Source organism: Pseudomonas sp. Irchel 3A7, from assembly GCF_900187565.1.
GTDB lineage: Bacteria > Pseudomonadota > Gammaproteobacteria > Pseudomonadales > Pseudomonadaceae > Aquipseudomonas.
In genome coordinates this window covers 239,915-265,730 of record NZ_FYED01000009.1, presented here as the reverse complement: position 1 = coordinate 265,730, position 25,816 = coordinate 239,915, and the positions used below count along the sequence as shown (strand labels likewise).

Genomic DNA, 25,816 nt, shown 5'->3' with positions numbered 1-25,816 from the left:
GGCCCCCAAACAGATCATCTGTGCAGCAATGCGCAAGCTCCTACATTTTGTCTACGCCGTTCTTAAATCGGGCCAGCCATTTGACCCGAATTTTGCGCTTGCCCGATGAGGGACAAGACGGTATCTACAGGGTCTCAACCTTGTATCAAGTAGGCACCGAACGGAACCCGATCCCGCAGCTTCTTGCATTTGCGGGGTGGGGGTTGATGCCCGGGTGGGCGATCAGGGAACCAGATTCGACATTTACCTGGAGGCGGCCAATGGCCGCGAGGAATCTCAACCTCGTCATGCGCGGGCTCCGGGTTAACGGACGCCAATTGCAAACGCTCTTGCGCAACTTCTGTTTCCCGGCGCCTTTTAACCTCTTCCTCCAGCCCCTGCTGTACCGCAACAAGGGGCTCGTCGGCAGTGGGTGGGCTGTTTGACCCCTGGGCCTTCTGCGCGGCCTGGATCAATTGGGGGTTGCGATTGCGCAACGCGGTGTTGTTGCCAACCCGTATGTTGGAGCGCGCCGCCAGCGCTTCAGCCTGCTGGTACTGTCCCTGCTGAAGACGCAACACACCGAGATAATGCAGGGTCGCGGGATTGTTCGGCTGGATATGCAGCGCACGCTCCAGCGTGGCGGCGGCCTGGTCCAGGTGACCTTCGGCATACTGCTGCGAGGCGGATTCAATCAGGGTGGTTGATGCGTTGTTGCTTTGGGGGGTGGCTTTTCGTTCGGCTGCGAACGAGCCAGGCGACGCGGCAGCGTACAACGCCAGGAGGAGACCGGGCAGAACACTCTTGGTTGGCATCAGGGACGGACTCGGCTGGTTCAGGATGGCACTGTCACTCCACAGGCTTTCCATTGCCCTGCGATCACGGATGAAGGCGCTCCTATCGACCTGACCTCCCCCTTGAAGTTCCCAGGCGACCGCGCTCAGGCACCGCAAAACGCTAGTTCATGATTTGTGATCCATAAGATCATTAATCATCATTTTACATGATCAAGCGTCCAACCTACCTTGGCTCTGCCAGACGCATCCACATCTGCCTGGCACTTTCCCGACAACAAAAAGAGATGGCTCTTATCCACCACCAGGGGACACCCGCCATGAGCAACCAGCCAGCAGACATCGCACACTACATTCACGGCCGCGCGACACCGGGCAATTCCGGTCGCGCGCAGAACGTCACCAACCCGGCCACCGGTGCGGTCACCGGCAAGGTGGCTTTGGCCAATGTCTCTGAAGTCGACGCAGCGGTGCAGTCGGCCGCGGCCGCGTTCCCGGCCTGGTCGGCGACGCCGCCACTGCGCCGCGCGCGCATCCTGTTCAAGTTCCTGGCGTTGCTCAACGAGCACCGCGATACCCTGGCGCAGATGATCACCCGCGAACACGGCAAGGTGTTCACCGATGCCCAGGGCGAAGTGACCCGCGGTATCGAAGTGGTCGAGTTCGCCTGCGGCATTCCGCAACTGCTCAAGGGTGACTACACCGAGCAGGTCTCGACCAATATCGACAACTGGACCCTGCGCCAGGCCCTGGGTGTGGTGGCCGGCATCACGCCGTTCAACTTCCCGGTGATGGTGCCAATGTGGATGTTCCCGGTGGCCATCGCCTGCGGTAATACCTTCGTGCTCAAGCCGAGCCCGATCGATCCGTCGCCCTCGCTGCTGATCGCCGAACTGTTCAAGGAGGCCGGGTTGCCCGACGGCGTATTCAACGTCGTGCAGGGCGACAAGGAAGCGGTGGATGCGCTGCTTGATCACCCGCAAGTCCAGGCCGTGAGCTTTGTCGGTTCGACGCCGATCGCCAACTACATCTACGAGACCGGTGCCCGCCACGGCAAGCGCGTGCAGGCGCTGGGCGGAGCGAAGAACCACATGGTGGTGATGCCCGACGCTGATATCGATCAGGTGGTCGACGCGTTGATCGGCGCGGCTTTCGGTTCCGCCGGCGAGCGTTGCATGGCGATTTCGGTGGCGGTGTTCGTCGGTGATGTCGCCGACAAGGTGATGCCGAAACTGGTGGAGCGTACCCGCACACTGAAGATCCTCGAGGGCATGAACCTGGCCGCCGAGATGGGCCCGATCGTTTCGCAAGTGGCCCACCAGCGCATCACCGGTTACATCGAACAAGGCATCGCCGAAGGCGCCGAGCTGCTGGTCGACGGCCGTGGCTTTGACGGCTCGCAGGCAGGCGCTGGTTGCGCCGAGGGCTTCTGGCTCGGTGGCACGGTGTTCGATCACGTCACCCCCGAAATGAAGATCTATAAGGAAGAAATCTTCGGTCCGGTGCTGGCGTGCATGCGGGTCAAGGATTTTGCCGAGGCGGTCGATCTGGTCAACTCCCATGAGTTCGGCAACGGCACCGCGTGCTACACCCGCGATGGTCACATCGCCCGGGAATTCGCCAGCCGCATCCAGGTGGGCATGGTCGGCATCAACGTGCCGATTCCGGTGCCGATGGCGTGGCACGGGTTCGGTGGCTGGAAGCGTTCGCTGTTCGGTGACATGCACGCCTATGGTGAAGAGGGTGTGCGTTTCTACACCAGGCAGAAGTCGATCATGCAGCGCTGGCCGAACAGCATTGCCAAGGGCGCCGAGTTCGCCATGCCGACTTCCAAATAAGCATTGTCGTTTTTCGGGTGGGGAGGGCGTGTTGGCGCGGGCTGGCACGCATTCCGTATTTCCCGGGGGGGCGAGCTCCTCGCTCCCGGTTTTTTACAGAGGTGAATCGTCATGCCATTGCTCAAGTTCGACATCATCCAGGGTCGCAGCGACGAACAACTCAAGGCCCTGCTGGATGGGACGCATCAGGCCATGGTCGAGGCTTTCGACGTGCCCGCCAGTGATCGTTACCAAAGCGTCACCCAGCACCGTCCGGGGGAGTTGATACTGCATGACACGGGGCTGGGGTACACCCGTTCGGGCAACGTGGTGTTGCTGACGGTGATTTCCCGACCGCGTTCACACGCACAGAAAATGGCGTTCTACCGCTTGTTGGCCGAGCGGCTGCAAACCGACTGCGATTTGTCCCCGGATGATCTGATCGTTTCGCTGGTAGAAAACACGGATGCCGACTGGTCGTTCGGTCGTGGTCGGGCGCAATTTCTGACCGGGGAGCTTTAGTTTTTTCACTCATCACATTCAGGTGCTGACATGTCCAATCCTCTGTTGTCCCTTTTGAACATCGAACTGCCGATCATCCAGTCGCCGATGGTGGGCGTCTCTACCCCCAAGCTCGCGGCAGCGGTGTCCAACGCCGGCGGGCTCGGTTCCATCGGCATCGGTGCGAGCAACGTCGAACAGGCGCGGGCCATGTTGCGCGAGACGGCTGCACTGACGGACAAGCCCTTCAATGTGAACCTGTTCTGCCACGCGCCTGCGGTGCAGGACAGCGTGCGCCAAAGCCAATGGCTGAGTTTCCTCGCACCATTTTTTGCAGAATTCGACGCCGCTGCGCCAACGTCATTGCGAGAGATCTACACCTCGTTCGTTGAAGACAAAGGCATGTTGCAGATGCTGCTGGAAGAACAACCCGCCGTCGTCAGCTTCCATTTCGGTTTGCCGCCACAATCGGCCATCGATGCGCTCAAGGACGCCGGCATCGTCCTGCTGTGTTCCGTGACCAGCCTGGCTGAAGCGCAACAGGCAGAACGTGCCGGTGTGCATGCGCTGGTGGCACAAGGTTACGAAGCCGGAGGACATCGAGGCGTGTTCGATCCGCAACAGGACAGCGAGATGGGTACCTTCGCCCTGGTGCGCGTGCTGGCCGATGCCTGCCGGCTGCCGGTGATCGCGGCGGGCGGCATCATGGACGGCGCCGGCATCAAGGCCGCCCTGCAACTGGGCGCAGGCGCCGCACAGTTGGGCACGGCGTTCATTCTGTGCCCCGAATCCTCCGCCAGCGCTGCCTATCGCGAAGCCCTGAAAGGCCCGCGCGCGCATCGGACCCAGGTCACCAGCGTTATCTCCGGTCGTCCTGCCCGGGGTATGGTCAATCGTAACTTCACCAGCCTTGAGGCCAATGCCCCGGCGTTGCCCGACTATCCGATCGCCTACGACGCCAACAAAGCGCTGAACGCCGCCGCAGCGGCCAAGGCCGACAGCGAATTCGCCGTGCAATGGGCCGGGCAGGGCGCACCTCTGGCCCGGGAAATGCCGGCGGCGGCACTGGTGAATTTGCTCGCCGCCGAAATGAACGCCTGACACCAATCTCCTGTGGGAGCGAGCCTGCTCGCGAAGGTGGTCAACGATGACGCGGGAAGCCTGAATCACTCAGGCTATTCGCGAGCAGGCTCGCTCCCACCGTTGCCGGATCAGTCAATCGCCGTCCCCAACACCTCAACGATCCGCCGGGAAATGTGTTCGACGTGGGTCTCCAGCGCAAAGTGTCCGGTGTCCAGCAACTCGACAACCGCATTCGGATTGTCGCGCTTGAAAGCCTCGGCCCCCGGTGGAATGAAGAACGGATCGCCTTTACCCCAGATGGCCAACGTTGGCACCCGGGCATCACGGAAGAACTGCTGAAACGCCGGATACAGCTTCAGGTTGTACTGATAGTCATAGAACAGATCGAGCTGGATGTCCTTGTTCCCCGGGCGCTCCAGTAGCAGGGCATCGAGGTAATACGCCTCGGGAGCGATGGCGTCCGGGTTGCTCACGCCTTCCGCGTACTGCCAGCGGGTGCCTTCCAGATGCAGGATGGCATCCTTAATCACCTGGCGATTTTCGCTCGATGGATCAGCCCAGTACTGGCGGATCGGTGCCCAGGCCTCACCCAGACCTTCCAGGTAAGCATTGCCGTTCTGGGAAATGATCGCGCTGACCCGCTCAGGGTGAGCCAGTGCCAGACGCAGACCTGTCGGCGCACCGTAATCGAAGACGTACAGGGCGTAACGCTTGAGATCGAGCGCATCGACGAACGCCTCAAGGGTATTGCCGATGGCGTCGAAGGTGTAGACGTAGTCGCGCTCGGCCGGAACCTCGGTGAAGCCGAACCCCGGCAGATCCGGCGCAATCAGGCGGTATTTGTCGGCCAGCAGCGGGATCAGGTCGCGGAACTGATGGGACGAACTGGGGAAACCGTGCAACAGCAGCAACACCGGTGCATCCGCCGCGCCGGCTTCGCGATAGAAAACCCGGACACCGTCGGCTTCGACGAATTTGTAGGCAACGCGGGTAGGTTGGGGCGATGACATGGCTGGCACTCCTGTAACTGATTAAATGTGATTATTACGGTTACTGGGCTTTATTGTGCACAGCTTTTGTAACTGGTCAAATTAATTTTATCGGTTACAATTGCTGCATTGATGCCCGGGATGAATTCCATGACTGTCACCGACGTAATGCCTGATCTGCCTTCACCCTTTGTCCTGGCCGATCATTCGGCGCTGGACTTGTTGAACACGCAGATGATGGTCGAAGGGCAAAAACGCGACCTTCTGCAGAACGACGCGCAGGCCGCCCAATGGCTGGAACAGATCGGCCTGGGCCTTGCCGCGCAAGCTGGCGACGGTCGCTTGCTCGGTGAACTGCGGGCGCTGCGCGAAAGCATCGAAAGCCTGATCGTTGCCCGTCGCGAAAACCGTTCGGCGGATCCGGCGGCGCTGAACAGGTTCCTGCTCGGCGCTGTGCCGCAGCTGGTCTGGGATCAGACGGGGGCGCCCGCGCTGGATCGCTTCCATCAACCGGACTTGATGAGCCAGCAGCTGAGCAGGCTGGCCTACGCCGCCGCCGAGTTGCTGGCCGAAGGCGATTTCAACCTGGTGCGTAAATGCGAAAGCGCGGAGTGTTCGCTGATGTTTTACGACCGCACCAAAGCCCATAAACGGCGCTGGTGCAGCATGGCGCTGTGCGGCAACCGGCATAAGGTTGCCGAGTTCCGCAAGCGTCGTCAGGGCGTGTGAGCCTAAAAAGCCCACGGTCGCCGACTGTAGGAGCGAGCCCTGCTCGCGATGGTATCAAGGACACCGCGTACCTTCAGACAGCATGCGTTATCGTTGACGACCATCGCGAGCAGGGCTTGCTCCTACAGGGGTAATACGGACTTAGAAATCCACGGTCGCCGACAATTTCAGCGTCCGGGGCTCACCCTGGGTCAGGTAGTTGTTGGCCGTCGAGGCCGAAGACCAGTACGCCTTGTTCGCCACGTTTTCGACGTTGGCGCGCAGGGTGATGTACTTGTCGTCGGCCTTGAAGCCATAGCGGGCGCCGAGGTCGACGCGGGTCCAGGCCGGGATGCTCAGGGTGTTGGCCGCGTTCACGTATTCGCCGCCGGTGCGCAACAGGCGACCGTTGAGCGCTGCACCCTGAAGGCCCGGAACGTCCCAGTCCGCGCCCAGGTTGTACTGGAAGCGCGGCACGCCGGCGGCACGATTGCCGTCATTGAGGCCGTTGGAGGTTTTCTTCTGTTCGGTGTCCATCCAGGTCGCCCCGGCCAGCACGCGCAAGCCATCCAGCGGTTCGCCGAACACGTTCAGTTCCACACCCTTGTTCACTTGCTCGCCGTCGACGCTGAAGGTTGGCAGGCGCGCGCCGGCAACGGTCGAGGTCGAGCTGTTCGGCATCTCGATGCGGTACACGCCCAGCGTCGCGCCGAAACTGTTCCAGTCGAGCTTGACCCCGGCCTCTATCTGTTTACTGCGGTTGGGGGCGAACACTTCGCCGGGGTTGGTGACCCCGGTGGTCGGCGCGGTCGGGCCTTGTTGCAGGCCTTCGATGCGGTTGGCGTAGAACGACACATGCTCCCACGGTTTGATGACCAGGCCGTAGACCGGCGTGGTGATCGACTCTTCGTAATTGGCGGTGCGCGCGCCGCTGGTGGTGTTCCACGCATCGGCTTCGAGGGTCTGGCGGCGCACGCCGAGGGTCAGCAACACGCGATCATCAATGAAGCCCAGGGTGTCGGACACCGCAGCGCTCTTGACCCGGGTTTTGCCGACGATGCGCGGGTCATGGATATCGCTGCCGAAATAGGTATTGGTCGGGCGCGGCACTTGCACCGGGTTGTACAGGTTGCCGTTGGGGCGGTTGGCCACCAGGATCGCTTCGAACGCCGAACGCTGTTCGCCCCAGGTGCCGGACAAGCCGAAGTTCATCTGGTGCGTGACCGGGCCGGTAGTGAAGTGGCCGTTCAGCCCGGCGATCGCGCTTTTGTTGTCTTCGTCATGGGGCGAATAGAGAAAGCCGACCTTGCCGCTGCCGTCGTTGCCGACATACAGCGACGAGTACTGACCGTTTTCCCGGGTGTGCTTGGCGCCACCACCGGCGTAAGCGGTCCAGTTGTCGTTGAGGTCGTACTCGGCGTTGACCATCCCGTAGGTGTCTTCCAGCTCCGACCAGGTCCAGTCCTGGGCGTAGTTGTCCTTGGCCGACGGCGCATGCGGGACCTTGGTGCCGTTGGGATAGACCACGGAACGACCATTGTTGATGCGCTGTTTCTGATAGCCCAGGTCGGTGGAGACCCGCAGGCGTTCGCCGCGATAATCCAGGCCGACGGCGACCAGTTGCGAGTGTTCGGATTCATCATCGACGGCGGTGTCGCCACCGTGATTGGCGAGGTTGACCCGGGCGCCGAAACGGTTGTCTTCGCCAAAGCGCTGACCGAGGTCGATGTGCCCGCCGACCTGGCTGTCACTGGCGTAGTCCAGGGTTACGCTGCGGGTCGGGGTGTCCTGGGCGCGTTTGGGTACCAGGTTGACGCTGCCGCCAATGCCGCTGCCGGACGGTGCCACACCATTGATGAAAGCGTTCGGGCCCTTGAACAGCTCGACCCGCTCCAGCGCCTCGGTGGTGATGATCTGCCGTGGCAACACGCCGTACAGGCCATTGAACGAAATGTCGTCGGTGGTCAGCGGCAACCCGCGAATGGTGAACACCTGTGAGAAGTTGCCGAAGCCGGCGGACTGGCGCACCGAGGCATCGTTGAGCAGCACATCGCCCACGGTGCGCGCCTGCTGATCCTTGATGGTCTTGGCGGTGTAGCTGACCACGCTGAACGGCACGTCATTGATGTCGCGATTGCCCAATACCCCCAGCCGCGCCGACCGCGCCACCTGGCCGCCGGCATAGGTATCGGCCGCTGCGGTGTTCACGCCGTTGACCGTGGTCGCGCCCAGCTCCAATGCCGCGCCGCTGTCGACCTGCGGTGCCACCGTGTAGCTGTCGGCACCGGTGTTGATCAGCGAATACCCGCTGCCCTGCAACAACCGGGCGAAACCCGACTGCACACTGTAGTTGCCTTGCAGACCGGCGCTTTGTTGATCATTGAGCAGGTTGGCATCGAACGACAGCAGCACCCCCGATTGTGCCGCGAATTGCGCCAATACACTGGCCAAAGAACCCGCGCCGATGGCGTAGCTGCGCGTGGCCGCGCTTTGCGTGGTGTCGGCAGCCAGGGCACTGTGAACCGGACCCATGGCGGTCAGCGCGATGGCCAGGCTCAAAGCGCTCAAGGGGAGGCGGGCGGGACGGACTCTGGAAAGGTACTGCGGCGATCTGGATGTCATGCGGCATGCCTGTGGATGCAAAGGAAAAATGAGAATTCCCCTACACACCGAACGACAGCGAAAAAGGTATCAGCGAAAAGCAAAAATAATGTCAGGCGACGAACCGGGCCTGTGTATCTGAACGTATCTCCTTTGCCGACAGCTACTTGCGCATACAAAAACTGGCCCTGCGCGACACGAACGCGATACACGGCGACCGCGTAATGGAGCTGCCCACAACGGCACTGCCCACAAAGCACCCCGCGCGCTTTTTACCCCGCGCTCATTGGAGAACTGCGATGTCCCGAAATAACAAATCCAAAACCGCCACCTTGCTCGGCGCTGCCTTCGTCGCCGCGACACTGACCGCGTTCGCCGGCCTGTCCCAGGCCCAGGAAACCAAACCAGCCGCCAACGCCGGCCAGGCCCCTGCCAAGAGTTGGCAGACAGGCATCAGCCGTACTGACCTGGTGCGCCGCGATCTTGATGTGGAAGGCCGTGAAGTCATTCAGGTGCGCGTCGATTTCGAACCGGGCGTCGTATCGCCGAAACATTCTCACCCTGGCGTTGAAGTGGCCTATGTGATTGAAGGGACGTTCGAGTACGAACTCGAAGGTCAGCCAAACGTCATCCTCAAGGCGGGCGAATCCCTGTACATCCCGGCCGGCACCGCCCATGTCGCGAAGAACATCGGCAAGGAAAAGGCTTCGGAACTGGCGACCTACATCGTCAAGAAAGATACACCGCTGCTGATCCTCAAGTAGTAAGTTCCTGTCGCACATGAACCCACCTGAATCGTCCGATTCAGGTGGGTTGGTGTACATATCCGTTTCTTCGGTGATCAAAAGCCCAAGCGAACATCCAATTGTGGGAGCGAGCCTGCTCGCGAAGGCGATTTGGCATACACCATGGATGTCGACTGACACGCCCCCTTCGCGAGCAGGCTCGCTCCCACAGGGAATTGGCAACGCACCCGCTAAGCCCGGCACCCGGTCGGCGCCCGGCTGCCCACCGCGATCAAACAAGCTATGCCAATCAACCCCAACGCCACTGTAAAGGTGATATGCATCCCGCTGGCAACAGCCTCCGGGTGCGCGAAAGCAACTTCAACCACCCCCGACGCCAAAGCAAACACCGCCCCCAACACCGCCGCCCCGGTGATCAACCCCAGATTACGCGACAGGTTGAGCAACCCCGACACCACTCCCCGCTGTTCCGGCTGGACATCAGCCATCACCGCCGTGTTATTGGCCGTCTGAAACACCGCATAACCCAATGTGATCACCACCATGGGTGTGATGTAGCCAATGATTCCCAGGCTGCTCGGCAACACAGACAACAGCAGGCAACCGAGCGCGATGGCAACCAACCCGACGAAGGTCATGCGCCGGGCGCCGAAACGGTCGGCAATGCGCCCGGCAGGTACCCCGGTCAATGCCGCGACCAATGGCCCGACCGACAGCACCAGCCCGACCCCGACGGCGTTTAGTCCGAGGGCCTGCGACAGGTAAAACGGCCCGACCACCAGCGTGGTCATCATCACCGTGGTCACCAACAGGCTCATACCCAGGCTGCCGCTGAGCTGCCGGTCATGGAACATCGCCAATCGAATCAAAGGCGCTGTTACGCGTTTCTCAACCCACACGAACAACCCGATCCCCACGCAAGCCGCCAGCAGCAATGCGATGTTGAGCAGGCTGAAATGGCCGCGTCCCAGGGTCATCGCCAGTGCGTAGGTGGCAAGTGTCAGGGCCAGCAGCAGGGTGCCCAGCGGATCGAAGGCGGGGCGTGATGTTTTCGGTTGATCGGCAGGTAAATAGCGCCAGGCGAGCAACAGGGTCAGCAAACCCAACGGCACTGTGATCAAGAAGATCGCTTGCCAGCCCAATCCGGCGATCAGCACACCACCAAGGGACGGTCCCATCGCCGTGCCCATGGCCGACATCGTGCCGAGCAAACCCATGGCGCTGCCGGTGTTCTCCTTCGCTACGGTCTCGCCTACGAATGCCAGGGTCAGTGCCATCATGATCGCCGCGCCGAGCCCTTGCAGCACCCGCGCGCCGATCAACAGTTCAAGGCTCGGCGCCAGGCCGCACAGGGTCGAGGCCAGGGTAAACACGCTGATACCGCACAACAGCAGGCGGCGCCGCCCCATCAGGTCGCCGAGGCGACCGACGCTGACAATCAACGTGGTGATGGCCAGCAGGTAGGCGAGGACGATCCACTGCACCTGTTGAAAAGACGCATCGAACACCTGGGCCAGCGTCGGCAAAGCGACATTGGCAATGCTGGTGCCCAGGGATGACAACAACATCGACAGCGACAGACTGACCAATGCCCACCTGACGGACAGTGCCCGTTGCCCGCTTTCTGTAAGGGTTGTTGTGGAGTCCATGCTGTTCCTCTTTTCTGGCCGCTCCCGATTGGAGCTACCGAAAATCTACGCCCGCGCCTAACATGGCGGAAGGCGCACCGATTGCACTTGATACATGCATCAGACGCCACTCCACACAGCCACGGTGCACACCATGCCCACGCCTGATTTCAACCTGCTGATCACCCTGGATGTCCTGCTGACAGAGGGCAGTGTGGCCGGCGCCGCCAAGCGCTTGCGGCTGAGCCCGTCGGCGATGAGCCGGGCGTTGGCGCGCTTGCGGGAAACCACCGGCGATCCGTTGCTGGTCCGGGCCGGGCGCGGCCTGGTGCCGACGCCGCGGGCGCTTGAACTGCGGGAGCGGGTCAGTCAGCTTGTGCTGGAGGCTGAAACGGTCTTGCGCCCAGCCGGGCAACCCGACCTCAATGGCGTGGTGCGCACGTTCACCCTGCGCACCAGCGAAGGGTTCGTCGAAAACTTCGGCGCCGCACTGATCGCACGTGTCGCGGAACAGGCGCCGGGCATACGCCTGCGCTTCATGCACAAACCCGACAAGGACAGCACGTCATTGCGCGACGGCACGGTCGATCTGGAAACCGGTGTCGTCGGCAAGGCTGCCAGTCCGGAGCTGCGGACCCAGGGTTTGTTCCGTGACCGTTTCATCGGCGTGGTGCGTGCGGGGCATGCGCTGGAGGAGGGCGAGATCACACCTGAGCGCTATGCGGTGGGCAGCCACATCAGCGTGTCCCGTCGTGGGCTGGACAAGGGACCGATCGATGAAGCACTGGCACCCCTTGGCCTGCAACGAAAGATAGCAACCATCGTCGCCGGCTTCTCTACAGCGCTGGCGCTTGCCCGTTCCAGCGACCTGATCGCCAGTGTGCCGGAACGCCACACCGCCAACCTGCGATGGGGCATGCACAGTTTTGCGCTGCCGCTGTCCTTGCCGGAATTTACCGTGGCCATGCTCTGGCATCCGCGCTTGGAGGCCGACCCTGTGCATTGCTGGTTGCGGGGGTGCTTGAGGGAGGTTTGTGCGCAATAGCGCACCTATAACCAACTTTATTAGTCTGGTTTAAATGAAAGTGGTTGATATTGAAATAATGGCTATTAGTCTGATGAGACAATGGCAGTCAATTGAGTTAGTTTAGCCATAAGTACCTGTGATTTTAATATAAAAAATATTTGAACTTATAAGTGTTCGTATTGTATTGAGCCGTGAAAGTAAACAAGTCGGCGATTGAGAGTCAGTCGCAGTCAATGGAAAACTGGCGAACCTTAACGAATGATGGCGATTAACAAGTAATGGCGTTTTGTATTGTTAGTTAGTTTGCTATTTTATTATCTCTATGAAATATAAGGTTTTTTTCGATTGGTATCTTGAGTAATTATTAAAATGCAGCACCGTGGGGCGCTGAGCATTCATTCTCTGATTTGACGAACTTCCAGTATTCGAGCTGTCAAAAAATAACTTCACAATTAAGCTCGCGCTTCTGCGAAGCGGTGCTACTGTTGGTATCTCTCGTTTAATCGCATTTCTCTTGTCTTTGGTAGAGGGCGTGTGCCATGCCGATTACAAATCCACGGATCGCGATACTCGGTAATAGAGTTCCAAGCGCGAATCTTCCCGAGATTTCGCACTTTACCGATCTTGGCAGCCTGTTGGCTGTCGCCGCATTCGACGTAGTGCTACTGGACATGCCCGGCACCCATGCGGGAAAGGTCCTGCGCAAATTGCGCTCCATCCCCCCTTATCGTTACACCCTCATTTATTGCTGCCGGGAACAGGATGCTCTGTGCGAAGCCCTGGGAGATGGTGCCTGCCCGGCCGATTCCAACGAAATCAAAACCAAATGGCGGGGGTGGCTTGAGCGTTTCAAGCTGTTCAATCAGGGGACGGCCCCCGAACGCTTCGAGAGTCGGGTGCTGTCCTGGCTGTGGATGCGCGACGACGCCCGAATCTACGCCCTGCGGGACCCTGAAGTCCCCCAGCATTATCGCTATCCGCTACTGGATGCCTTGGCGGATAGCGAGCAAGTCAACGCGTTTGTCTGGTTGAGCCTGGTGGCACAGCAGAACTGGCTGGAGGAAGGGGTGCTGGTCGACCGCGTCCGCCTCTGTTCGGATTGTGGCTCCGGAAGGCTCAACTTCATCGATGTGTGCGCCGAATGCCACGCCCTGGACATTTCCCGGCAACCTTCATTGCATTGCTTCACCTGTGGCCATGTCGGGCCTCAGGAATCCTTCCTCAAGGACGGGGTGCTGCTGTGCCCCAACTGTCTGAACCGTTTGCGTCACATTGGCAGCGATTACGATCGCCCGATGGAGAATTATCGCTGCCGGTCGTGCCAGGCGTTTTTTGTCGATGCCGAAGTCCAGGCGCGTTGCCTGGACTGCGGCCTGTCGCACACGCCTGACAAGTTGCGGGTGCGGGAAGTCAGGGATTACCGTCTGACCGAAGCCGGGCGTTTCCGCTGTCGCCAGGAATTCAGCGACCGTTCGGCCCAGCATTTCGGTCGGCTCAATCTATTGGGCGGCAAGGATTTCTATGACCTGCTGAGCTGGCAGATCCAGCTCGTGCGCCGTTACCCCGATCCTCCTTTCTCGTTGATCGGCCTGCGTTTCGTCAACCTGACCGGGACGTTGTCGCGCCTGGGCGAACAGCGCGGCCACGCATTCATCGACAGCGTGACCGATCGCTTGAAGGAAACCGTGAGGGACACCGACCGCTGTTCGCGAAGTACCGAAGAATTCTTCTGGATCATGTTGCCCCATACCGATGCCAATGGCCTGGCAATCGTCAAGCAACGCCTGGGTAAGGTCGCCGAGCTGTTTTCCGCGCCGGAAATCAGCGACGTTTCCCTGCGTGTCATCAGCATCACCGCGCCTCAGGATCTGCTCGATCAGGAAGACGGTGAACTGCTTCTGGCCCGTCTGGCCAGTGAACTGGGGTGATGCCATGAGCCCATTGATGGAGCAACTCTACAACCTGCTGGTTGCGTTCATGGGGACGGACGGGCTGAGCCGTTTGTTCTACATGCTTTTTCCATTGTTCCTGATGTTTGAACTGCCGCTGATGATCATGGTGTTGCTCGGCGTCTTGCGCTGGTTCACACAGCGCCGCAGCCGGGTGCCGAAAATCAGCGTCTATCACCCCAGGGTCTCTTGCATCATTACCTGCTACAGCGAAGGGATGGACGTGCAGACCACGCTGCTGAGCCTGTGCGAGCAGACCTATCAGGGCCACATCGAGATGATTCCCGTGGTGGATGGCGCCACGATCAACCAGCCGACGCTCAGCGCCGTGCGAAGTTTCAACGTTGATCCGCAGTTGTACCCCAGGCGTCATTTACGGCCGATCGCCAAATGGCAGCGGGGCGGACGGGTGTCGTCCCTGAACGCCGGCCTGTCGCTGGCCAGCGGCGAAATCGTGATGGCGCTCGACGGCGATACGTCCTTTGACAACAACATGGTCAGCTCCATCGTGCGGCATTTCGAGGACCCCTCGGTGCCGGCGGTTGCCGGCAGCCTGCGCGTACGCAATGTCTGGGGTTCCTGGGTGACCGCGATGCAGGCGCTGGAATACCTGTTGTCGATCCATATGTCGAAAATCGGTCTGTCCGAATGGAATCTGGTCAACAACGTCTCAGGCGCCTTTGGTGCGTTCCGTCGCAGCTTCCTGGTGAAAATCGGCGGCTGGAACACCCACACCGCCGAGGATCTGGACCTGACTCTGCGTATCAAGAGCTACTTCAAACGCCACGACCTGCGGATCCCCTTCGAGCCCGAAGCGGTCGGTCATACCGATGCACCGGCAACGCTCTGGCAGTTTCTGATGCAGCGACTGCGCTGGGATGGCGATCTGTTCTTCCTTTACATCCGAAAGCACAACCGCAATATCGACCCCAAATTGCTGGGCTGGAAAACCTTTCTGATGATCCTGCTCACGGGGTTCTTCTTTCAGTTGGTGCTGCCGTTTCTGATCTTCAGCTACACCTTGCTGGCGTTGTTCATTCTTCCGGGCAAGACCCTGCTGTTTCTGTTTGTGCTGGTGTATCTGCTGTACCTGATGATTACCACGCTGTTGTTTTTTGCCATGTTGTTGATGGTGTCCGACCGACCCCGACAGGACATGGTCCTGGGACTGCTGGTGCCGCTTTTTCCGCTGTTCATGCTGATCCTGCGGTGCTGGAGCGCGGTGGCCATGCTCAATGAGATATTCCGTCGCGGGCATGAAGAAAGCTCGATGGCGCCCTGGTGGGTACTCAAACGAGCCACGAGGTTTTGATATGCGATCGATACGCTTTGTCCTGGCCCTGTGCCTGCCCTTCGCATTGACAACGCTGCAGGCGGCGCCCTCGACGTGGTCCCAGGCCAGTTACGTCTGGGACAGCGAAGCGCTGCTCGATCCCGATCATCGGGCAAACGAACTGGCGGCGCTGCACAAGGCCGGAATGAACAAGATCTACCTGGGTCTCAAAGCCGCACAGATCCATGATCTGGCCACCACGCGCCAGCGGCTGGAGCAATTGCTGCGGCAAGCGGCGGTCGAGGGGATGCAAGTGAGCCTGTTGCTGGGCGATCCGGAATGGATCGCGCCAGAAGGGCGCCATCAACTCACCGAGTTGCTGGACAAGCTCAAAGGCCTGGCGTTCACCAGCCTGCACCTCGATCTGGAAGTCGAGCAGCTGGGTGTGCCCGTCCCTGATCAACGCTTGAAAGACCTGCTCGGGACCTTGCGCATGGCCGCGGCGCAAAGCCCCTGGCCGGTAGAAATTTCCAGTCATCATCGCTGGTTCGCCGAGCCCAGGCCCGGACAAACCTGCGTGCCCTGTGCGCTGCCCGATGCAGGGGTGCGCCAGGTGAGTCTGATGATCTACACCCGTAACCCGAAAAACAGCGCGCGCATGGCCGAGCAGATCGCCAGACGCTGGCCCGCGCTGCAATTTCGCCTGGCGCAAAGCACCGAGCCGCAACTGGATGCCACGGAATCCTGGGCCGGCGCGTCGACCGAACAGTTGCAACGCCAGACCAGCACCTGGCGCGAGCAACTGCAACCCCTGGGGATTGCCGGCATCGACTGGCAAGCCTGGCGAGACTTTCCAAAACGGTGAGCCGTCATGAAGATTCGTTTCGATAGTCGCAAGGAACTGAACCCGACTCAGGAGCAAGGTTTGAGTGTGCTTTACGCCCCGAGCAAACGCGCGGCGTTTCGTGTGCGCTGGTACCTGATCCTGTTATTGGTGGCGAGCCCGTTGATCTGGCTGGGCGGCAAGCTGGTGTACGGCATTCTGATGATCGACGCGCCGGCGCAACTGCGCTTGCCGATTCTGGAGGTGCGCGCGCGGGATGCCGGTCGGGTCGAGCAACTGTTCGTCAGGGCCGGTGACCAGGTGCGGGTCGATCAACCCCTGGCCAATCTGGACAACCCCGAGTGGCGTTCCCGGATGGCGCAACTCTCCGCTGTCCCGGCCAATACCACGCGCTTGAGCAATGCCAAACTGGGGGGCCGGGAGCGGCAATTGCTCAGGACCCGAATTGCCCGCTCGGAAGACCGGGTGAGGGTGCTTGAGGACCTGGTGATTCGTGGCGCCGTGTCTCGGGGCGAGGTGCTGGCCGCTCAGTCCGAACTCGACAGTTTCAAGGCGGACCTGTTGGCGTTCGAGCGCCGCGAGCAACTGGCCAATCAACCGTTGAACGACGAGCGTGAGAAGGCTGAACGCACCGCCGAGCAAAAATGGTTGCAGACGCGCCTGGCGGCATTGCCGGTCAAGGCCGCGCAGAGCGGGCGGGTGGCGGAAGTGCTGGTCAACCCCGGCGAAAACGTCGGCGCCGGTACCTTGCTGATGCGCATCGAGCAGCTTGAAGAGCCATTATTGTGGATCTATCTGGAACCGCTGAATATCAGCTACGCCGGGATCGGCCAGCCGCTACGCGTGCGCATGCCCGACGGCAAATGGCTGACGGCCCGTGTGGTGCAGGCGGTGGACAGCGCCGGCCGCACGCCAACGGTGTTGCGCGGGCCGTTTGCCGCCAGCGAAATGGGGCTGCAGGTGGCCGCCAAGTTTGATCAGCCGCTGCCGCCACGCTGGCGCATAGATCAGCTGCCGCTGAATGTTCGTTTCCCGACTGACTGGGATCAAATGATCACCGACAGTCGTGAGCTGATTCAGGAACTGGGCGACTTCATTGCAATGGCCAAACCCGAAACGAACACCGTGCCTGGCGATAAATGAACCCGCGGTTCAGATGTATTGATTGCGGCGCGCGCTGGCAGCGACTTCGGTCGCCAGCAAATGCTCGGCCAGCACATCGTTGAGGAAGCGGAACTGATCGTTGAGACCGACCACTTCGTTGTTGAAGTGATGACCGGCAGCCGGAATCAGCAACGCTTCGAATTTTTTGTCGAACACCAGGGTCAACACTTTACGAGACTCGAATTGCTGCGAGTAGTAGTTGTTGCCGAACACCGGAAAGCTCACGGCCAGGGTGACTTCGTTGATCATGACGTGCGCTCCTCGGTCAGGACGAACCAGCCAAATACGCTCAACGTGAAGGCCGTCAGGGCCAGGCAGGTCAGGAGATGGATTAGCATGATTCGACCCTCCGTTTCAGGGTTTCGTGTTGGGTTGCAATTGATCCTACGCTGACGGTCGGCGGGCGGAAGGTAATCGTGGCGATGGTGAATATCGATGGGAGTGATGGTCGGTTTTTGCAGTGTTCGTTCGGGCCCCATCGCGGGCAAGCCCGCTCCCACAGAGGATCTGTGGCGATCACAAGCCCCCTGTGGGAGCGAGCCTGCTCGCGAAGGCGGTTTTGAGGACGACATCAGGGCAATGGCCGCCACCTATACTCAATTCAGGGCCTTTTAAACGCCGGACATCCGGTCCGGCGCAGACTTCGGGGACCGCGATGAACCTGCGTTCGCTGATCGTCGCCGTGCTGATGGTGTTGGCGGGGTGCGTCACGGCCCCGCGCGCGCCGGTGGAAACACCGCAGGTCATGATCTCGCCGAGTACCTGGCAGCAAGTGGACCGGGAGATTGTCGCGGCATCGCAATCGGCCACCGAGCAGACCAAAATCTACGCCCGCGGCGCCATGGATTACTGGCGTACGCGGGTCTATCAACTGACCGAAGAAAACTTCATTCCCTGGTTCAGCAGCTACTGGACCCAGGAATGGCTGTCGATGAAAGTCAGCTGGTACACCCTCAGCGCCCAGGGCGAGCAGGATGCCTCGGAAAAGCGCCTGGCCGCTTACTTGCTGGAGCAATACCAGGAAAAAGTCCTGGCACCGGTGGCGGTGGAAATCGACCCCGATCAGATTCTCAGCCTGGCGTCGGCGTTCTATGTGGACATTCTCAAGGAAGACCTGCAGCGCATTTCCCAGCGCCACGGCGTGCCCATTGCCCAACTCAATGGCCGCATCCAGAAAGTCCCGGCCATTGCCCTCGGGCCACCCTCGGCGCGTGACGCCTCGCTGTATCAGGTGGTGTACGCCGAGCGGTTGAATAACCTGCCGGCCTACGCCGCGCTGATCGACAAGATTCACCGGGCCGGTGGCGACAAGGGCGTCGATTCGACCGATACCGCGATGGCGCCGGTCGCCAAGCGCGCCAGTCGTCGAATCGAAGCCGAGATGGCCCCCCGTGGCGCCGCCAGTGCCGTGGCCGCGGCGGCGGGCAGACTCGCGGGGGGATTGATCACCGTCGGGGTCGCGGGGATCCGCGCGCTGATTCAGGCCAGCGACCGGCCGGACAGCGAGGCGCTGATTCGCAGCAGCCTGGGTAATACGTTCGACAAGGCCTGGACCAAGCTGGTCCAGAACCCGACCACCGGTGTCATGGCCGGCACCCTGTACATGGCGGGGCAGATCGAGGGCAACCTGGCCGGCAGCGCTGAACCGCCGGTCGGTCTGGAGGCCGGCCATGTCGAATGGCAACCAAGCCAATCGACTAACCAGAGAATCAACCCATGACTCCAGGAGAACCCTCATGTCTTACGTGAATGCTTTTGTCGCTGCGGTGCCCACTGCCAACCGTGATAAATACAAGAAACACGCCGAGATCGCCGCCGGGCTTTTCAAGGACAACGGCGCCTTGAGCGTGGTCGAGTGCTGGGGCAGTGACGTGCCTGACGGCAAGGTGACTTCGTTCCCGATGGCGGTAAAACTGAAGGCGGACGAAACCGTCGTGTTCGGCTGGCTCATCTGGCCGGACAAGGCCACCAGCGATGCCGCGATGGAAAAAATGATGGCTGACCCGAGGATGCAGCCGGACGTCAATCCCATGCCGTTCGATGGCCAGCGAATGATCTTCGGCGGTTTTGAAACGATCGTGAAGGCGTGAACACCCGGGGCAGGATCACTCGGATGACGGGGTGATCCTGCAACTCTTGCGGTTACGAATCTCGCTGTCGGTTGGCCGCTCCTTGACGAACTCGAAGCGCGGCTCTCCTTCGTTGTAGTGAACCAGCCAGCCCCATTCCAGCTCGGACTCATCCTGACCGGATTTCGGTGGTACGGCCCACCATGGCTCTTTGCTGATGATTTCTCGCATGGCCCCCTCCAGTTGAAGCGTGTTTGCATGAACTATAACTTGGATGTCAGGAGGTGCCACGAATGAGCGACGAATCCCATGAGCCGTTCAAACGGCTGTTTTTTGCCCTGGACTGCGCGCCGGCGCAACGCAAGGTGATTGCCCAATGGCGCAGCGCCTTGCAACTGAGGAACGGGCGCCCGGTGCCAGTGGAGAATTTTCACTTGACCCTGAAATTCCTCGGTTCGGTCGCCACGGCGCAGATCGCCGATATCTGCAAGGCTGCCGCATCAGTGCGCACCTCGGACGAGCGCTTGACCGTGGTGCTGGATCGGCTGGATGTCTGGCGCAGGGCAGGGGTTCTGGTGTTGGCGCCGGAGCAGGCTTCGCCAGCGTTGTTGCGCCTGGTGTATGACCTGGAACAGGCCGTGTTGCCGTTTGTATCGGGGGATGCGCCACGGGAGTTTCGCCCGCACCTGACCCTGGCCCGGGATTTTCGCGCCCCGGTTCCCGAGTCCGCCACGCCACCGGAGTTTTTCCTGCGTGCCGATCGATTCGCCCTGTTCGAATCGCACAAGGGCCGGTACATACCGCTGGCCTCGTGGCCATTGGGAACTTCGTAGGCCAAACGAAAAAAAGGCGCCCGAGGGCGCCAAACTCACCTTAACCGAGGAGCCAGGTGAGGCCGTTCATCGGAGACGAGTGCAGCGGTGGTAAGGCGCTGCGTGAACGGAAATGGGAAAATCTGGTTCGTATATTGACTGTTCTGGCCAATTCGCGAGCAGGCTCGCTCCCACAGGGGGGAATGCATTCCAAATGTGGGAGCGAGCCTGCTCGCGAAGGCGGCATCAGATTCAACAATTGTTCTGAGTGAATTACTTACCGAGCTTCACCTTGGTCCAACCCCGGGTCATCACCCGTTGCACACCAATCGGCATGTCAGGGATGGCATACAAGGTCGCCATCACATCCTGCGACGGATACGAGCCTGGATCATTGCGAATCGCTTCATCCACCAACGGCGTGGCCGCCGCATTGGCGTTGCTGTAGCCGATGTTGTTGGTGATCTCGGCGATGATGTCCGCACGCATCAGGAAGTTCATGAACAGGTGGGCGTTCTCGACGTTGGCGGCATCGCGGGGGATGGCGACCATGTCGTAGAAACTGCCGGCGCCTTCTTTCGGGATGCTGTAGTCGATCTTCACCTTGTCCCCGGCTTCCTGGGCGCGGGCCTTGGCCTGCAGCACGTCGCCGGAGTAACCGACGGCTACGCAGATGTTGCCGTTGGCCAGGTCGGAGATGTATTTCGATGAATGGAAGTACGCCACCGACGGGCGAATCTTCATGAACAGCGCTTCGGCTTCGGCGATGTGTTGCTTGTCCTGATCGTTCACCGGGTAGCCCAGGTAGTGCAGGGCGGCCGGGAGCATCTCGGTCGGTGAATCGAGGAAGCTGATGCCGCAGGCTTTCAGTTTCTCCGCGTTTTCCGGTTTGAACAGCAAATCCCAGGAGTTGGTCGGGGCGTTGGCGCCGAGGACTTCCTTGACCTTGTCCGGATTGAAACCGATGCCGATCGAGCCCCACATGTACGGGAACGCATGGGCGTTATCCGGGTCGCTGGCAGAGGCGTTTTTCAGCAGCACCGGGTTGAGGTTTTTCCAGTTCGGCAGCTTGGATTTGTCCAGTTCCTGATAGACGCCGGCCTTGACCTGCTTGGCCAGGAAACTGTTGGACGGCACGACGATGTCGTAGCCGGATTTGCCCGCCAGCAGGCGTGCCTCAAGGGTTTCGTTACTGTCGAACACATCGTAGGTCACCTGGATCCCGGTCTCGTCTTCGAACTTCTTGACGGTGTCCGGGGCAATGTAATCCGACCAGTTGTAGACGCGCAGAACCTTGTCATTGGCCTGGGCGCCCGTAACCATCGCGCCCAATAAGGACAGTGTCAGCAGAGTCCTGCCAAACATTTTCATCGGTACAACTCCATTCATTTCTTATTCAAATCACACAAAATGCAGTCAACATAAAACCTGTGGCGAGGGAGCTTGCTCCCGCTTGAGTGCGCAGCACTCACAAGTTATTGGGGCCGCTTCGCAGCCCAGCGGGAGCAAGCTCCCTCGCCACAAAAGCTCAAGCCATCAGGCGGTTGCAGCGGCCCGTTGCGGTTGTTGCCAGGACTCGCTGGCGGTCTGATCCATCGCTTCCTGAATCGCTCGTTTGCGGCTGGCTTCGGCACGGCGGCTGAAGTACCAGACCATGAAGGTCACCATCGATACCGCCAGCAGGATCAAACTGGCCACGGCATTGATCTCCGGCTTCACGCCGAGGCGCACCGCCGAGAACACTTCCATCGGCAGGGTGGTGGAACCCGGGCCGGAGACGAAGCTCGCCAGTACCAGGTCATCCAGCGACAGGGCAAACGACATCATGCCGCCGGCCGCCAGTGACGGCGCGATCATCGGGATGGTGATCAGGAAAAACACTTTGAACGGCTTGGCCCCGAGGTCCATGGCCGCTTCTTCGATGGACAGGTCCAGCTCGCGAAGGCGGGCGGAGACTACCACCGCGACGTAAGCGGCACAAAACGTGGTGTGGGCGATCCAGATCGTCACGATGCCGCGTTCCATCGGCCAGCCGATCAGTTGCGCCATGGCTACGAACAGCAGCAACAGCGACAGACCGGTGATCACCTCCGGCATCACCAACGGTGCGGTGACCAGGCCACCGAACAGCGTGCGGCCCTTGAAGCGTGTCACCCGGGTCAGCACGAACGCGGCCAGTGTCCCCAGCGCCACGGCTGCAATCGCGGTATAGCAGGCGATTTCCAGCGAGCGCCCCACCGAACCCATCAGTTGCGAGTTGTCGAGCAGGCCGGCGTACCACTTGAACGACCAGCCACCCCACACCGTCACCAGCTTCGAGGCGTTGAACGAGTAAATCACCAGGATCAGCATTGGCAAGTAGATGAACGACAGGCCGAACACCAACATCAATTTTGAAAACCCGAAACGTTTCATCCCCGTGCCTCCATCTCTTTGGCCTGGCTGCGGTTGAACAGCAGAATCGGCACAATCAGGATCAACAGCATCACCACCGCCAGCGCGGACGCCACCGGCCAGTCGCGGTTATTGAAGAACTCTTGCCACAGCACGCGACCGATCATCAGGGTCTCCGGGCCGCCCAGCAGTTCCGGAATCACGAACTCGCCGACCACTGGAATGAACACCAGCATGCAACCGGCGATGATGCCGTTCCTGGCCAGCGGCACGGTGATTTTCCAGAAGCTGTTGAAGGTGCTCGAACCCAGATCGGATGCGGCTTCCAGCAGGCTCTGATCGTGCTTCACCAGGTTGGCGTACAGCGGCAGGATCATGAACGGCAGATACGCGTACACAACGCCGATATAGACGGCGGTGTTGGTGTTGAGGATCTCGATCGGGTGGTCGGTCAGCCCGGTCCACATCAAAAAGCCGTTGAGCAGACCGTTGTTGCTGAGGATGCCCATCCACGCATAAACGCGGATCAGGATCGCGGTCCAGGTCGGCATCATGATCAGCAGCATCAAGACGTTTTGCGCTTCCTTGCTCGCCTTGGTAATGGCATAGGCCATCGGAAAACCGATCACCAGGCACATCAACGTACTGAACAGCGCGACCTTCAACGAACCGAGGTAAGCCGAGAGGTACAGCTCATCTTCGCCCAGCAGCGTGTAGTTGCCGATGTTGAGCAGCAGATTGAATTTCTGCTCGGCGTAGGTGTAGATCTCCGAGTAGGGTGGAATGGCCAGGGCTGCTTCCGAGAAGCTGATCTTCATCACCAGGAAGAACGGCAGCATGAAGAACAGACACAACCACAGGAACGGAATGCCGATGACGAGCTTGCGACCGCTGGGCACCAGGCGCAGGAATTGCTGATTGAAGGTTCTCATGCGCGCAGTACCACGCCGCTGTCGTCTTCCCACCACACGTAGACCTGATCGTCCCAGGTCGGACGCGCCCCACGGCGTTCGGCGTTGGCCATGAACGACTGCACGACCTTGCCGCCAGGCAGTTCGACGTAGAACACCGAGTGGCCGCCGAGGTAGGCGATGTCATGCACCTTGCCGCTGGACCAGTTGTAACGGGTGTCCGGTTTGGTGGTGCTGACCAGCAGTTTTTCCGGGCGGATGGCGTAGGTGATCGACTTGTCCTGCACCGAGGTGCTGACGCCGTGGCCGACGTAGATTTTCTGTTCCAGATCCGGGCTGTGAATGATCGCGTGACCTTCCAGATCCTCGACAACGGTGCCGTCGAAGGCGTTCACGTTACCGATGAACTCGCAGACCATGCGGCTGACCGGTGCTTCGTAAATGTCGACCGGGCTGCCGATCTGGGCGATCCAGCCCAGGTGCATGATCGCGATGCGCTGGGCCATGGTCATGGCCTCTTCCTGATCGTGGGTCACCATCACGCAGGTCACGCCGACGCGCTCGATGATCTCCACCAGTTCCAGCTGCATCTGCGAGCGCAGCTTTTTATCCAGCGCACCCATGGGTTCATCGAGCAGCAGCAACTTCGGCCGCTTGGCCAGGGAGCGGGCCAGGGCCACGCGCTGGCGCTGGCCGCCGGACAACTGATGGGGTTTGCGCTTGGCGTACTGGGTCATGTGCACCAGGCGCAGCATCTCTTGTACGCGGGCGTCGATTTCAGCGGCGGGCAGCTTGTCCTGCTTGAGGCCGAAGGCGATGTTCTGCGCCACGGTCATGTGCGGGAACAGAGCATAGGACTGGAACATCATGTTGATCGGCCGTTCGTACGGCGGCATGTCGGTGATGTCGACGCCATCGAGCAAAATCCGGCCTTCGGTCGGGCGCTCGAAGCCGGCGAGCATGCGCAGCAGCGTCGATTTGCCTGAACCGGAACCACCGAGCAGGGCAAAGATTTCGCCTTGATGGATTTCCAGGGACACATCGTCCACAGCGGTGGTTTCGTCGAATTTCTTGGTGACGCGATCGACTTTCACCAACACCTTTTTCGGTGCCTGGTGACCTTCAAGGGCCTTCCTGTAGATGCTGGAGGCGTTTGCCATGTGAAACTCCCAACAGGTTTCAGTCGTCGGGCCAACGCGGCCTGACTTAATAGTTGATTGCAAACCCGAGTCTTACGGTGCCTGTGAGTCCAGCGGCGATCCCCTGTGGGAGCGAGCCTGCTCGCGAAAGCGGTGGATCAGTCAACATTGATGTCGCATGACACATTGCATTCGCGAGCAGGCTCGCTCCCACAGGGGGATTGCGTTTGACTCCCTTACCCAAACCACTCGGGTTTATCCGGTGCCGCCTTCCTGGCTGCGGTACTTGTTGTTATTGCAGTGTGTTGTTATCGCGAGCGACGGACGCGCAAAGGCACGCCCGCCTGTCCCGCGGGGGCAGAAAATTGTTTTTCGGGTTTTACGTCAGCGCGAGTGACGCAGCGCCGCCCGTTGCCGGCACGCTTGGCCGAACGCCTGGAAAATGCTCAGGTAGGGCGGGTTGTCCAGCACCTGCCATTCCGGGTGCCATTGCACGCCGAGGGCAAAGGCCTTGCTGTTCTGCACCGACACCGCCTCGATCAAGCCATCGGGCGCGATGGCCTCGGCGCGCAAGCCCGGGGCGAGTCGGTCGATGCCCTGGCTGTGAATCGAATTGACCTGGAACACCGGGGGCAGATCCAGGGCTTCGAACACACCACCCGGTTGCACCGTGACCGCATGGGCCGGTGCGTATTGCACCGCCAGGTCCGGATGGTTGGCTTCGCGGTGATCGAGGAAACCGGGCAGTTCATGGACTTTCTGATGCAGGCTGCCACCGAACGCCACGTTCATCTCCTGAAAGCCACGACAGATGCCGAGTACCGGCACGCCGGCGGCAATGGCCGCGCGAATCAGGGGAAGGGTGGTGCGATCCCGCTGGGGATCGTGTTCAGTGCCGGGGGCGCTGTCGGGGCCTTGATAGTGGAAGGGTTCCACGTTCGATGGCGAGCCGGTCAGCAATAGACCGTCGAGCTGCGGCAGCAGGTCATCGATTTCGGTCAGTTCAGCCAGGGAAGGAATGACGACGGGCAGCCCCAGCGCCGCAACGCTGACAGCACGCAAATACTTGTCGCCGCTGACATGGTAGGGGTGCAGGCCAATCTGTTTGACGCACGCAGTAACGCCGATCAATGGCTTGAATGCCATTTTTATCACCTCGAAGTTTCACACTTGAACGAGCTTTTCCGGAGCTTAGCCTTGTTGATTTTAATTAACAACTCTCATGTAAAAAATTCTAAACGCCGCACATCCGATCTTCAGGATTTACGGGTGTCTGGCGACTGATTTGGCACTCTCGTCCTCCTGAGAGGCCCGAAAATAAACGCTGAAAGGCTGAGTGTTCGCTATTGACTTCACTTTGCCTTTCGGATTGACTGGCTGCGTGAAAG

The 25,816-nt window shown here is 60.3% G+C and carries 24 protein-coding genes; 13 read left to right on the top strand and 11 right to left on the bottom strand.

Going from position 1 to position 25,816, the window contains the following annotated elements; translation table 11 throughout:
• Nucleotides 1–134 precede the first annotated feature (134 nt).
• Complete coding sequence (locus CKW21_RS17090) at nucleotides 135–794, bottom strand: tetratricopeptide repeat protein (protein ID WP_095195128.1); 660 nt, start codon at nucleotides 792–794, stop codon at nucleotides 135–137.
• A gap of 299 nt (nucleotides 795–1,093) precedes the next feature.
• Here CKW21_RS17090 and CKW21_RS17085 point away from each other — a divergent pair, with 299 nt between their 5' ends.
• The 3 genes from CKW21_RS17085 (at nucleotide 1,094) to CKW21_RS17075 (ending at nucleotide 4,192) form a co-directional block, all read left to right on the top strand.
• Complete coding sequence (locus CKW21_RS17085; protein WP_095195121.1) at nucleotides 1,094–2,611, top strand: CoA-acylating methylmalonate-semialdehyde dehydrogenase; 1,518 nt, start codon at nucleotides 1,094–1,096, stop codon at nucleotides 2,609–2,611.
• Nucleotides 2,612–2,722: 111 nt separating this feature from the next.
• Complete coding sequence (locus CKW21_RS17080) at nucleotides 2,723–3,112, top strand: tautomerase family protein (RefSeq protein ID WP_095195120.1); 390 nt, start codon at nucleotides 2,723–2,725, stop codon at nucleotides 3,110–3,112.
• Between the two features lie 30 nt (nucleotides 3,113–3,142).
• The gene (locus CKW21_RS17075; RefSeq protein WP_095195119.1) at nucleotides 3,143–4,192 is read left to right on the top strand and encodes a nitronate monooxygenase family protein; all 1,050 of its coding nucleotides are present in this window, start codon (nucleotides 3,143–3,145) and stop codon (nucleotides 4,190–4,192) included.
• A gap of 110 nt (nucleotides 4,193–4,302) precedes the next feature.
• Here the strand turns inward: CKW21_RS17075 and CKW21_RS17070 are convergent, their stop codons facing one another.
• Nucleotides 4,303–5,184: an alpha/beta fold hydrolase gene (locus CKW21_RS17070; protein WP_095195118.1), complete on the bottom strand. Its 882-nt coding sequence runs from the start codon at nucleotides 5,182–5,184 to the stop codon at nucleotides 4,303–4,305.
• 129 nt (nucleotides 5,185–5,313) lie between these two features.
• Between CKW21_RS17070 and CKW21_RS17065 the strand changes: the two genes are divergently transcribed.
• Nucleotides 5,314–5,892: an ABATE domain-containing protein gene (locus tag CKW21_RS17065; RefSeq protein WP_095195127.1), complete on the top strand. Its 579-nt coding sequence runs from the start codon at nucleotides 5,314–5,316 to the stop codon at nucleotides 5,890–5,892.
• A 141-nt stretch (nucleotides 5,893–6,033) separates the two neighbouring features.
• Here CKW21_RS17065 and CKW21_RS17060 read toward each other — a convergent pair whose 3' ends face one another.
• Nucleotides 6,034–8,493, bottom strand: coding sequence for a TonB-dependent receptor (locus CKW21_RS17060; RefSeq protein ID WP_095195117.1), 2,460 nt, complete (start codon nucleotides 8,491–8,493; stop codon nucleotides 6,034–6,036).
• Between the two features lie 278 nt (nucleotides 8,494–8,771).
• On the opposite strand from CKW21_RS17060, the gene CKW21_RS17055 reads away from it, so the two are divergent.
• Nucleotides 8,772–9,236, top strand: a complete 465-nt coding sequence (locus CKW21_RS17055) for a cupin domain-containing protein (protein WP_095195116.1) — start codon at nucleotides 8,772–8,774, stop codon at nucleotides 9,234–9,236.
• A gap of 212 nt (nucleotides 9,237–9,448) precedes the next feature.
• Here the strand turns inward: CKW21_RS17055 and CKW21_RS17050 are convergent, their stop codons facing one another.
• Nucleotides 9,449–10,867 carry an MFS transporter gene (locus CKW21_RS17050; protein WP_095195115.1) on the bottom strand — a complete coding sequence of 473 codons (1,419 nt, stop codon included), beginning with the start codon at nucleotides 10,865–10,867 and terminating at the stop codon, nucleotides 9,449–9,451.
• Between the two features lie 133 nt (nucleotides 10,868–11,000).
• Here CKW21_RS17050 and CKW21_RS17045 point away from each other — a divergent pair, with 133 nt between their 5' ends.
• The 5 genes from CKW21_RS17045 to CKW21_RS17025 all read left to right on the top strand — a co-directional run bounded on the left by CKW21_RS17045 (nucleotide 11,001) and on the right by CKW21_RS17025 (nucleotide 17,082).
• Nucleotides 11,001–11,891, top strand: coding sequence for a LysR family transcriptional regulator (locus CKW21_RS17045; RefSeq protein ID WP_095195114.1), 891 nt, complete (start codon nucleotides 11,001–11,003; stop codon nucleotides 11,889–11,891).
• A gap of 521 nt (nucleotides 11,892–12,412) precedes the next feature.
• Nucleotides 12,413–13,801, top strand: coding sequence for a diguanylate cyclase domain-containing protein (locus CKW21_RS17040; RefSeq protein ID WP_095195113.1), 1,389 nt, complete (start codon nucleotides 12,413–12,415; stop codon nucleotides 13,799–13,801).
• A gap of 4 nt (nucleotides 13,802–13,805) precedes the next feature.
• Entirely contained in the window at nucleotides 13,806–15,134 is a 1,329-nt protein-coding gene (locus CKW21_RS17035) for a glycosyltransferase (RefSeq protein ID WP_095195126.1), read from the top strand.
• Between the two features lies 1 nt (nucleotide 15,135).
• On the top strand, nucleotides 15,136–15,960 hold the full coding sequence (locus CKW21_RS17030) for a hypothetical protein (protein WP_095195112.1): 825 nt from the start codon (nucleotides 15,136–15,138) through the stop codon (nucleotides 15,958–15,960).
• Nucleotides 15,961–15,966: 6 nt separating this feature from the next.
• Nucleotides 15,967–17,082, top strand: coding sequence for an HlyD family secretion protein (locus CKW21_RS17025; RefSeq protein WP_095195111.1), 1,116 nt, complete (start codon nucleotides 15,967–15,969; stop codon nucleotides 17,080–17,082).
• A 9-nt stretch (nucleotides 17,083–17,091) separates the two neighbouring features.
• Here the strand turns inward: CKW21_RS17025 and CKW21_RS17020 are convergent, their stop codons facing one another.
• A complete protein-coding gene (locus CKW21_RS17020; protein WP_095195110.1) occupies nucleotides 17,092–17,352 on the bottom strand; it encodes a hypothetical protein in 261 nt (86 codons plus the stop codon).
• A 406-nt stretch (nucleotides 17,353–17,758) separates the two neighbouring features.
• Between CKW21_RS17020 and CKW21_RS17015 the strand changes: the two genes are divergently transcribed.
• Nucleotides 17,759–18,823: a hypothetical protein gene (locus tag CKW21_RS17015; RefSeq protein ID WP_095195109.1), complete on the top strand. Its 1,065-nt coding sequence runs from the start codon at nucleotides 17,759–17,761 to the stop codon at nucleotides 18,821–18,823.
• Nucleotides 18,824–18,839: 16 nt separating this feature from the next.
• Nucleotides 18,840–19,193, top strand: a complete 354-nt coding sequence (locus CKW21_RS17010; protein WP_095195108.1) for a DUF1428 domain-containing protein — start codon at nucleotides 18,840–18,842, stop codon at nucleotides 19,191–19,193.
• Nucleotides 19,194–19,208: 15 nt separating this feature from the next.
• Here CKW21_RS17010 and CKW21_RS17005 read toward each other — a convergent pair whose 3' ends face one another.
• Nucleotides 19,209–19,403 carry a hypothetical protein gene (locus tag CKW21_RS17005; RefSeq protein WP_095195107.1) on the bottom strand — a complete coding sequence of 65 codons (195 nt, stop codon included), beginning with the start codon at nucleotides 19,401–19,403 and terminating at the stop codon, nucleotides 19,209–19,211.
• Nucleotides 19,404–19,465: 62 nt separating this feature from the next.
• On the opposite strand from CKW21_RS17005, the gene thpR reads away from it, so the two are divergent.
• Complete coding sequence (gene thpR / locus CKW21_RS17000; RefSeq protein WP_095195106.1) at nucleotides 19,466–20,005, top strand: RNA 2',3'-cyclic phosphodiesterase; 540 nt, start codon at nucleotides 19,466–19,468, stop codon at nucleotides 20,003–20,005.
• Nucleotides 20,006–20,257: 252 nt separating this feature from the next.
• On the opposite strand, the gene CKW21_RS16995 is transcribed toward thpR, so the two are convergent.
• The 5 genes from CKW21_RS16995 to CKW21_RS16975 form a co-directional block, all read right to left on the bottom strand.
• Nucleotides 20,258–21,355: a polyamine ABC transporter substrate-binding protein gene (locus CKW21_RS16995; RefSeq protein ID WP_095195105.1), complete on the bottom strand. Its 1,098-nt coding sequence runs from the start codon at nucleotides 21,353–21,355 to the stop codon at nucleotides 20,258–20,260.
• Between the two features lie 165 nt (nucleotides 21,356–21,520).
• Nucleotides 21,521–22,399, bottom strand: a complete 879-nt coding sequence (locus tag CKW21_RS16990) for an ABC transporter permease subunit (protein WP_095195104.1) — start codon at nucleotides 22,397–22,399, stop codon at nucleotides 21,521–21,523.
• Complete coding sequence (locus CKW21_RS16985) at nucleotides 22,396–23,277, bottom strand: ABC transporter permease subunit (protein WP_371917528.1); 882 nt, start codon at nucleotides 23,275–23,277, stop codon at nucleotides 22,396–22,398. The genes CKW21_RS16990 and CKW21_RS16985 overlap by 4 nt, the downstream gene beginning before the upstream one ends.
• Before the next feature lie 29 nt (nucleotides 23,278–23,306).
• On the bottom strand, nucleotides 23,307–24,449 hold the full coding sequence (gene potA / locus CKW21_RS16980; protein ID WP_095195102.1) for a polyamine ABC transporter ATP-binding protein: 1,143 nt from the start codon (nucleotides 24,447–24,449) through the stop codon (nucleotides 23,307–23,309).
• Between the two features lie 363 nt (nucleotides 24,450–24,812).
• The gene (locus CKW21_RS16975) at nucleotides 24,813–25,574 is read right to left on the bottom strand and encodes a gamma-glutamyl-gamma-aminobutyrate hydrolase family protein (protein ID WP_095195101.1); all 762 of its coding nucleotides are present in this window, start codon (nucleotides 25,572–25,574) and stop codon (nucleotides 24,813–24,815) included.
• Between the last annotated feature and the right edge of the window lie 242 nt (nucleotides 25,575–25,816).